This window comes from Pseudoalteromonas sp. S2755, from assembly GCF_005886535.1.
In the GTDB taxonomy this organism is placed as follows: domain Bacteria; phylum Pseudomonadota; class Gammaproteobacteria; order Enterobacterales; family Alteromonadaceae; genus Pseudoalteromonas.
Genome location: NZ_PNDS01000021.1, coordinates 1 through 9,004 on the forward strand (window position 1 = coordinate 1; position 9,004 = coordinate 9,004).

At 41.8% G+C, this 9,004-nt stretch carries 8 protein-coding genes; 5 read left to right on the forward strand and 3 right to left on the reverse strand.

Annotated features, from left to right (window positions below; genetic code table 11):
• The 3 genes from CWC03_RS04080 to CWC03_RS04090 form a co-directional block, all read right to left on the reverse strand.
• Nucleotides 1–217 (reverse strand): EF-hand domain-containing protein (locus CWC03_RS04080; protein ID WP_138580683.1); only part of this gene is annotated, 217 nt, incomplete at its 3' end.
• Between the two features lie 65 nt (nt 218–282).
• The gene (locus CWC03_RS04085) at nt 283–504 is read right to left on the reverse strand and encodes an EF-hand domain-containing protein (RefSeq protein ID WP_128727334.1); all 222 of its coding nucleotides are present in this window, start codon (nt 502–504) and stop codon (nt 283–285) included.
• A gap of 43 nt (nt 505–547) precedes the next feature.
• Nucleotides 548–769 (reverse strand): EF-hand domain-containing protein, encoded by a 222-nt coding sequence (locus CWC03_RS04090; protein WP_138580684.1) that lies wholly within the window; start codon nt 767–769, stop codon nt 548–550.
• A gap of 374 nt (nt 770–1,143) precedes the next feature.
• Between CWC03_RS04090 and CWC03_RS04095 the strand changes: the two genes are divergently transcribed.
• The 5 genes from CWC03_RS04095 (at nt 1,144) to CWC03_RS04115 (ending at nt 8,791) form a co-directional block, all read left to right on the forward strand.
• Nucleotides 1,144–2,514, forward strand: a complete 1,371-nt coding sequence (locus CWC03_RS04095) for a sensor histidine kinase (RefSeq protein WP_138580685.1) — start codon at nt 1,144–1,146, stop codon at nt 2,512–2,514.
• Complete coding sequence (locus CWC03_RS04100; protein WP_138580686.1) at nt 2,511–3,047, forward strand: hypothetical protein; 537 nt, start codon at nt 2,511–2,513, stop codon at nt 3,045–3,047. Before CWC03_RS04095 ends, CWC03_RS04100 begins: the two co-directional genes overlap by 4 nt.
• Nucleotides 3,044–4,372 carry a sigma-54-dependent transcriptional regulator gene (locus tag CWC03_RS04105; protein WP_138580687.1) on the forward strand — a complete coding sequence of 443 codons (1,329 nt, stop codon included), beginning with the start codon at nt 3,044–3,046 and terminating at the stop codon, nt 4,370–4,372. Before CWC03_RS04100 ends, CWC03_RS04105 begins: the two co-directional genes overlap by 4 nt.
• A gap of 183 nt (nt 4,373–4,555) precedes the next feature.
• Nucleotides 4,556–6,508 (forward strand): methyl-accepting chemotaxis protein, encoded by a 1,953-nt coding sequence (locus CWC03_RS04110; protein ID WP_138580688.1) that lies wholly within the window; start codon nt 4,556–4,558, stop codon nt 6,506–6,508.
• A 114-nt stretch (nt 6,509–6,622) separates the two neighbouring features.
• Complete coding sequence (locus CWC03_RS04115) at nt 6,623–8,791, forward strand: S9 family peptidase (protein WP_138580689.1); 2,169 nt, start codon at nt 6,623–6,625, stop codon at nt 8,789–8,791.
• Nucleotides 8,792–9,004: the final 213 nt, after the last annotated feature.

The window sequence follows — 9,004 nt, forward strand, 5'->3', positions numbered from 1 at the left end:
CTTTAAAATTTGCGAATTCTGATTCACTTAACTCGCCGTCGGCGTTACCGTCTAGCTGAGTGAATTGCTCAACAAGATTTGGATTTACTTTCGCTTCGCTCATGCTAATTGTGCCACTACCATCGGCATCGTATTTGGCAAAGTCGTCACCAGCCATTGCATTAACTGATGCCATTGACAGGCCAGCAAGGGATACTGCTACTAGTAGATTTCTCATCATATTCTCCTTAAAGTTCACTCTTGGCGGAGAGTCCGAAGACTCACCGATATCGAGCTTTTAAATTAGCCTTCAAAGTGCTCATACTCTGACTCGCTCAGCTCGCCGTTACCGTCAACATCAAGTGTCTTGAATTGCTCAGCTAACTTAGGATTAACCTGTGCTTCAGCCATGCTGATTGTGCCGCTGCCATCAGTGTCGTACTTTTCGAAGTCGTCCATCGCCATTGCCGATGCTGAAACCAATGTCATACCTGTGATTGATAGTGCTGCTAGTAAATTTTTCATGATCTTCTCCTTAACGATTAAAGTGATGTGATAACTCGGCAAATTACCCTTCGTAGTTATCAAATTCTGCTTGGCTTAGTTGACCATCTTGGTCTGCGTCTAACTCGTTAAATTGAGCAAGAAGGCCTTCATCTGCTTTTGCTTCTTCAATAGAGATGTAACCGTCACCATTCATGTCTAATTTGTCGAAATCAGTGTTTGCATGTGCACCTACTGATGCCAAAGTCATTACTGCTGCTGATGCTGCGATTGCTAGATTTTTCATCGTGCTTTCCTCATAAGATTAAAAACTAAATTCTGTGTTAAACATTTTGCTATTAAAGCTAAAAACTGATTTTGCATTTGTTTTTGCGTTTCGTTTTTCGCTTTCGAGATAACTATTCCAACTTTGATGCCAAAATTGAAAAAACACCATTTATCAACAAGTTAAGAAAAACCACTTAAAAAGATTAAGGTTGGATTAAGGCAAGCTGTTGCTAAATGGCAACAGTTAAAAAAGCGAAAAATAAAAAGTCTTTATTTTTCTTGAAGTTAGATTGTCGCAGCTTTGCAACAAGTAAATTTTTGGATGGAAAATTTTGCAAATCTCGCAACGCCATTTGATTGAAATTTGTGCACCCTTTTAAAGGATTTAGCATCGTGAAAAAAATTTTTTCTCAGTCATTACAAAAACAGGCACTTATTGCCATGTTTATTGGTGTGCTTCCAATACTCACACTGACTTTGTGGTACGCCCAAGCACTATCCAAAAACCAACAAAAAACGCAGGATATTTACAATAAGAATCAAAAGCTTATCCTTGAATATAATTTTGTAAAAGCGGATATCAGTGCCCTTGAAAAAGCACTGCAAAATAATCAGCTGTTGCAAAGTGAAACACTGCAAGAAAGCATCGAGCAGAAGTGGCAAAACACCAAAAAGCGCATTCAATTATTAAAAATAAACCTACCCGATTCGCTGTTTGTTGCTAAATGGCGACAGTTTGCTCCCGATGAGATCAATGCCACTTCAAAAGCTGAAGAGTTCCAACAATTGGTTAAGGTGCTTAATCAATTCGAGGAAAGCTTTCAGCAAACACTTAATAAGCGCTTATCTGATCAAGAAGCTCATTTCGTGCAGCTGCAAACATGGTTTATGTTTGGTCTCGTTGTCTTGCTACCCACCCTTGTCGTCATCAGCATCTTTTTGATCAACCGGATTTGTCAGCAGCTTAATCAGGTAGAATCTGCGGTATCTGAGGTAGGTAAAGGTAATTTTGATAAGTCGGTAGAACTCTCTGGCAGTCATGAATTGCAGCAATTGGGTGACAGGCTAAATTGGCTAAGGCTCGAACTTAAGCGCATTCAACAACAAAAAGAAACCTTCTTGCGCCATGTTACTCATGAGCTTAAAACCCCTTTGGCATCACTAAACGAAGGAAGCAGCTTATTAAATAGTGGATTACTTGGAGATGTTAATCCAAAACAGCAACGTATTCTCACCATTATGGAAAACTCTGTTGCAAAGCTTGGCTCATTGATCGATGATTTGCTCAGCTATAGCGCGGCCAGTCACCCCGATAGTCTACATCACGACGCCGAAATGAATCTTATCCAAGAGGAGGTCTCTAAGCATCTTAGCGATAAGCTAGGGAAGACTGATGTGATAATGAACTGGCAAAATCATGATGGGCTAAAAGTGCCGTATCTTCCATGTAAATTAGTGTTAACTCAGTTAGTGAGCAATGCCATCGATCACGCTAAAAGCAATGTCACTATTTCAATTGAAGAACAAAATGGCGAGGTATTACTGATAGTCCGTGACGACGGTGATGGCATCGACATCAATGAAGCCGATTCGTTATTCCAGCCATTTGTTCGTGGTGAGAAAAATAAAAATAATAATGGCAGTGGCTTAGGTTTAGCCATTGTTTCTGAGTGTGTGAAGCAATTAAAAGGCTATGTGAAATGGCTACCAGTAGAATCTGGCGCCAGTATTCAAGTCGCCTTTCCAAAAAGGGATTCAAAATGAAATACATCGCATTAAGTATCACGCTATTTTTGCTCGGTGGTTGTGCCACAACGAAGCAAAACGTCGAGCAAACAAAGCAGTTTATTGGCCCTGTAAAAACAGAAACCAGCGCTAAGTTTGTACCTTTAGCTGAGGTGATCAAAGCTTTAGTCAGCCAATGCGCCAAAAAACATAACGTGACATTTAACGATTACTATAAAGGTGCGCTGCACTTACAAGGCTTTATTCACACCTATTGCGGTACAGACTCAACCACTAAGCAACTTAAAGCCATTGAAGAAGTAAAACTACAAGATTATTGGCCAACGGATTACAACATTTGGTTTGAATCGCTAGCTTGGCATACGCAAAGCCTTCGTGAGCAAAAAATCAGTAATTATTATTCTGACAATAAGGCGCAACAGCACCAAGAGCAATTGCTACAGACACAAAAGCAGCTTGCCGAGCTAAAACAGAAGCTTGCCGACATCGAAAAACAACGTTTAGAAACCGATCTTTCTGAAACCCCATCACTTGAGGAGGATTCACTATGAGTCAAACACAACAGGGCGCAAAGTTACTTTTAGTGGATGACGATACGTCTTTAACTGAGCTACTGGCAATGCGTTTAGAAAGTCACGGCTACGAAGTTGAAGTTGCGCATCGCGGTACGCAAGCGTTAAATATCCTCAAGCAAATGCCTATCGACTTGGTCATCACCGATTTGAAAATGGCGCACATGAACGGCTTTGAACTTAATGAGCAAATAAAGAAGTATTACACTGGCATGCCCGTTGTAATGATGACTGCTCACGGCTCAATTCCAGACGCTGTAGATGCCATGCAACAGGGCTTTGTGAGCTTTTTAACCAAACCGATTGACTCTCAGCAGATGCTCGATGTCATCAATGAGGCGCTTGCAGGAAAAGTAAGAACTGCACAAACTTCGGATCCAAATAACTTCCATGGGTTGTTATTCCAAAGTGCCGCAATGCGTCAATTGGTACAGCAAATTCAAGCGCTTGCCAGCAGTAACGCAAATATTCTTATTCAAGGCGAGAGCGGTACCGGTAAAGAAGTGACAGCAAAAGCAATCCATTTAGCCAGTAATCAGGCGCAAGGCCCATTTATTGCGATTAACTGTGGCGCAATGCCCGCTCACCTATTGGAGTCTGAGCTATTCGGCCATAAAAAAGGGGCGTTTACCGGCGCGGTGAGCGACAAAGAGGGTTTAGTACAAGCAGCGGATGGCGGCACCCTATTCCTCGACGAAATTGGTGATATGCCGCTTGATTTGCAAGTTAAACTACTGCGTGTTTTACAAGAGCGAACCGTTCGTCCGGTGGGTGGCCAAACTGAGCATAAGGTCAATGTTCGTTTTGTCTCTGCAAGCCATAAGAACATTCAAAGCGCTGTTGCCGAAAAACAATTTCGTGAAGATTTATACTATCGCTTAAACGTGGTATCTGTTGAAATCCCAAGCCTAAGAGAGCGATTGGAAGATATCCCACTACTTGCATCACGCTTCTTAAGTACACTTAGCGATGGCGAAAAACAATTTAACCAACAAAGTATTACGCACTTGTTGAATTACCATTGGCCGGGCAACATCCGTCAGCTCCATAATATCGTGGAGCATTGTGTTGCTATTACGCCTGGTAAAATGATCACTGAAGATATCGTACAAAAAGCCCTGCCTAAAGATAAAGAGCAGAATGCGTTTACAGGATTAAATGAAGCGAAACGTCAGTTTGAGTATGACTACATCCAAAAAGTACTGGCACTTTGCGAAGGGAATGTGTCGGAAGCTGCAAAACTTGCACAGCGTAATCGCTCTGATTTTTATAAATTACTTAAAAAACATGAGATCCAATGCTAAACCTATTAGAGGGGTAACATTAGTTTTAATTTCTGAAGCGCATTGACTGGTGAAATCTGCCACTGCAACGTGCTTATAATACAGACTTTAACGAGCCACGCCCGTGGCTCAGATTTTACCCTGAGAATATACGCTCCTGCTAGGAGCATAATAAAAACACTCGGATAGTTAAGGGTTGTCTGTATGAAAATGCGCAAAAAGCTCATTATTAGCTTTGTTCTCACTGTGATCATTCCTATTTTAGCAATTTCTGTGGTCAGCATTTCTCAGACCAAAAGCGACTCTCTTGATAAATTCCTTGATGCTTCTGGCAATGAAATAAGACAAGCCGAACAGTCTTTTGTACTATTTTTCGAGCAGATGAAGAAAAATGCGCGCTTCCTCGCCGAATCCAAAGCAGTGCAACAAGTGGGTGAGGATACCACCTCTTATTTGGGGGCTGAGAAATCAATGACTCCGCTACAAAATGGTCAAACCGAAGCCAATATTTTTGAGCTTTATCGCGCATTTGGACAAACGCACGACGAATTATTATTTGTATACCTTGGCACTGAATCCGGTGGTTTTATTCAATACCCAGCTGAGCCTCTTGGTAATTACGATCCGAGAAAGCGCCCTTGGTATCAAAATGCCTCTAAAGATCCCAGCAAGGTTATCCTTACTGAGCCTTATCAAGGGGTAACAGGTCAGGCAATGGTTTCTGTTGCCACAGGTATAAAACGTGACGGCAAAGTGATTGGCGTGCAATCATTAGATGTAACGCTTGCTACACTGACTGATATCGTTAGCAATATTCGTCTTGGGGAGTCTGGGTATTTAATTCTTCTTGATGCCGAAGGCACTGTACTTGCCGATCCTAAAAATAAAAATAATAATTTTAAACATGTCAAAGATCTCACCAGCCCACTTTACGAAGCCATTCGCAGCGCCAAAAATGAGCCCTATCTTACTATTGAAACGGATAATAAAACCTATGACGCTAAGATTTATCGCTCTGAGACACTCGGTTGGCAATTTATCGCGGTGATCGATGAGGATGAGATCTTAGCTTCAGCTTACGATATGACGATTAGTATCACGATTATCGCTGTTGTCATGGTAATTCTGTTTATTATCATCGCAATAACGCTTGCCAACAAGATAGTAGAACCTATTGAAATGGTGTCTGACGGACTGAAAGAAATAGCACAAGGTGAAGGCAATCTTTCCAAACGTTTAAAAGTCGTCACGCATGATGAAATTGGAGAGTTAGCCGCGTGGTTCAATAAATTCTTGGACTCAATTAATTCGCTCGTAAAAGATATTCAAAGTAATGCCTCAACATTGAATGATGCTGCATTAGGGTCACAAAAAAGTATCAACGATATCCGCAATCAATGCCATGCGCAGGCTGAAGACTCCGCCAGTGCTACTACGACCACTGAAACCGTAGAGCGACTTGCCGCACAGATCACTGAAAGCTGCGGTCATACTTTGGAGGATGTTGTGACAGCGGACGATCATGCCCAACGTGGTAACAGCACAATAGAAAGCACAGTATCGCAGGTTGCGAGGCTTAATCATTCGTTGGCTGAGTCCGCCAACGCCATGAACCAACTCGAAAGTGAAAGCCAAGATATCACGAACATTTTAGGCGTGATCCGTTCTATCGCAGAGCAAACTAATCTTTTAGCATTAAATGCAGCGATCGAGGCCGCCCGTGCAGGTGAACAAGGTCGGGGCTTTGCAGTGGTTGCTGATGAGGTAAGAACACTTGCACAGCGCTCACATGACGCCACACAGGAAATAGAGCAAGTGTTAACCAATCTCATCGCACAAACGAGGACGGTATCAGCCCAAATGACGTCGAGCGTAGGCGAATCTGAGACGGCCATCAAACAATCACAGAGCGCTCAGCAAGCGTTTACTGATATCGCACAAGCAGTGTCAAGAATTAAAACTTCGGTTTCAAATATAGCGTCACAAGCCTCATTACAAGGAGAAAATGCAGGCCACACTAGACGTTTAATTGACTCGGTGGATGTTTCCGTACGACAAGTCGGAGAAGAAACAGCCGCATTAAATGCAGGCGCAGACCAATTAGTTACGTTAGCCAAAGACTTAGATCGTTTAGTGGGACGTTTTGATATCGACTAGTTGAAAGCTCACATCTTATTTTCCACGATTGTTACAAAATATCGTCTCAATTAGTTGTCCTCATAATAAGAACTAGATAGACTCGATGAATTGATTTATTACAGAAGAATAAAAATGAAGAAATTTAAATTTACATTAGTAGCAGCATCTTTGCTTGCTGTACTTGGTTGTCAAGAAGCGCCATCTCAAAAAGCAGCATCTGACGTTAAAGCAGAACAATCCGCAACCGTTGTGGCGCCGGTAGCAGAAAAGATCCCACACAAGACGACCATTCACGGTCAAGAGCTTGTCGATAATTATCACTGGCTACGTGACGATACTAGAAGCGATGAAAAGGTGCTGTCACACTTAACCAAAGAAAATACCTATACCGACAGCAAGCTTGTAAACACAGAGCAACTCCAACAAACCTTATTTGAAGAAATCAAAAATAAAGTGGTCAAAGATGACCGCAGCGTGCCGGTACTAAACGGCAGTTACTATTATTTTAGTGCTACTGAAGGTGACAAAGAATACTTCACTTATTACCGCAGCGAACACAAAGATGGTAAAAATGCAGAAGCTATCTTTGATGCGAATATCCGCGCTGAAGGTCAAAACTATTACGGTGTCGGCGGTCTTTCCATTTCAACCAACGAAAACCTACTAGCCTTTGCTGAAGATACGTTAAGTCGTCGAATCTATACGATTCGAATCAAAGACTTAACGACTGGCAAATTATTGGACGATACGATTGAAGGTGCTTCAGGTCCTATCGTTTGGGCAAACGATAACAAGACCATCTATTACATCAAAAAAGATCCGGTTACTTTACTCGGTTATCAAGTATTCCGTCATACTCTAGGCACAGCCCAAAGCTCAGATGAACTGATTTACGAAGAAAAAGATAACAGCTATTACACTTACATCTCAAAGAGCAAAGACAAAAGCAAAATATACATTCACCACTCAAGTACCGAAGCGTCTGGTGTTTCTTTACTAGACGCAGATAATGCTAAGGCAACTCCAAAGCGCTTTATTCCTAGAGAAAATGGTCACGAATATAGCATCGCTAAACTTGGCGACTGGTATTATATCCACACCAACAAAGATGCGGTAAACTTTAAACTGATGCGTGTTAAAGCTGGTGATGCAAGTGATATTTCAAAATGGCAAACCGTCGTGCCGCACAATGCCGATGCAAAACTAGATAGCTTTGAGCTATTTAATCAGCACCTTGTTTACGAAACGCGTGAAAATGGCCTTAGCCAAATCACCGTGTTAAATTTAGAAAATAACGAAAGCAAGCGATTGACCTTTAACGATCCGGCTTACGCCGTTTATTTAACTGGTAACGAAAACCTAGATGCAAATGCGGTAAGAATTGGTTATCAGAGTATGACAACCCCAGCTTCTGTGTATGATGTCGACCTTGCTAGTTTAGACAAAACACTGTTAAAGCAAGATAAAGTATTGGGCGACTTTGCACCTGAAAACTACCAATCTGAACGTATTTTCATTACCGCACGTGACGGCATAAAAGTACCAGTTTCAATTGTTTATCGTAAAGATAAGTTCAAGCAAGATGGTTCTAACCCGTTACTACAATACGGTTATGGCTCATACGGTTCTAATGTTGAACCAACTTTCTCTATAAGCCGCTTAAGCCTTTTAGACCGTGGTTTTGTCTATGCGATTGCACACATTCGTGGTTCGGAAACGCTTGGTCGCCCTTGGTATGATGATGGCAAAAAGTTAAATAAAAAGAACACCTTTAACGACTTTGTTGATGTTACAAAAGCACTCGTTGAACAAAAATATGGTGATGCTTCGCGTATTTATGCCAGAGGTGGCAGCGCGGGTGGTCTATTAATGGGTGCAGTCATTAACCAAGCGCCAGAACTGTATGATGGTGTCCATGCTGCGGTACCATTTGTTGACGTGATCAATACTATGCTTGACGAAACACTACCGCTGACCACAAATGAGTACGACGAATGGGGCAACCCAAATGAGAAGACGTATTTTGATTACATGCTGTCTTACTCACCTTATGATCAAGTTAAAGCCCAAGCATATCCAAATCTGCTTGTAACCACGGGTTTACATGATTCTCAGGTGCAATACTTTGAGCCTGCAAAATGGGTTGCTAAGCTTCGCGAATATAAAACAGACGATAATTTACTGCTGCTAAAAACCGATATGGAAGCCGGCCACGGTGGTGCGTCTGGTCGCTTTAAGCGTATTCACGATGTCGCATTAAGTTATAGTTTCTTTATCGCACTCGCTGAGAATAAACTGTAGTCAACGTTCACATTATACAAAGGAGGCTTTAGCCTCCTTTGATTACTTCTTACCCAACTATTCAACTAACTTTCTTTAGTACACATCTACCCTAAAAAGATCTAAATAACCTGAGGTTTGGATAAGGAATGTTCCAACTCATTGTTGCTAAAGCACAACTTAGTTTTTTCCTTGTCTAGCCAGAGAGTTTTAGGGAAAACACCGGTTGCGGTT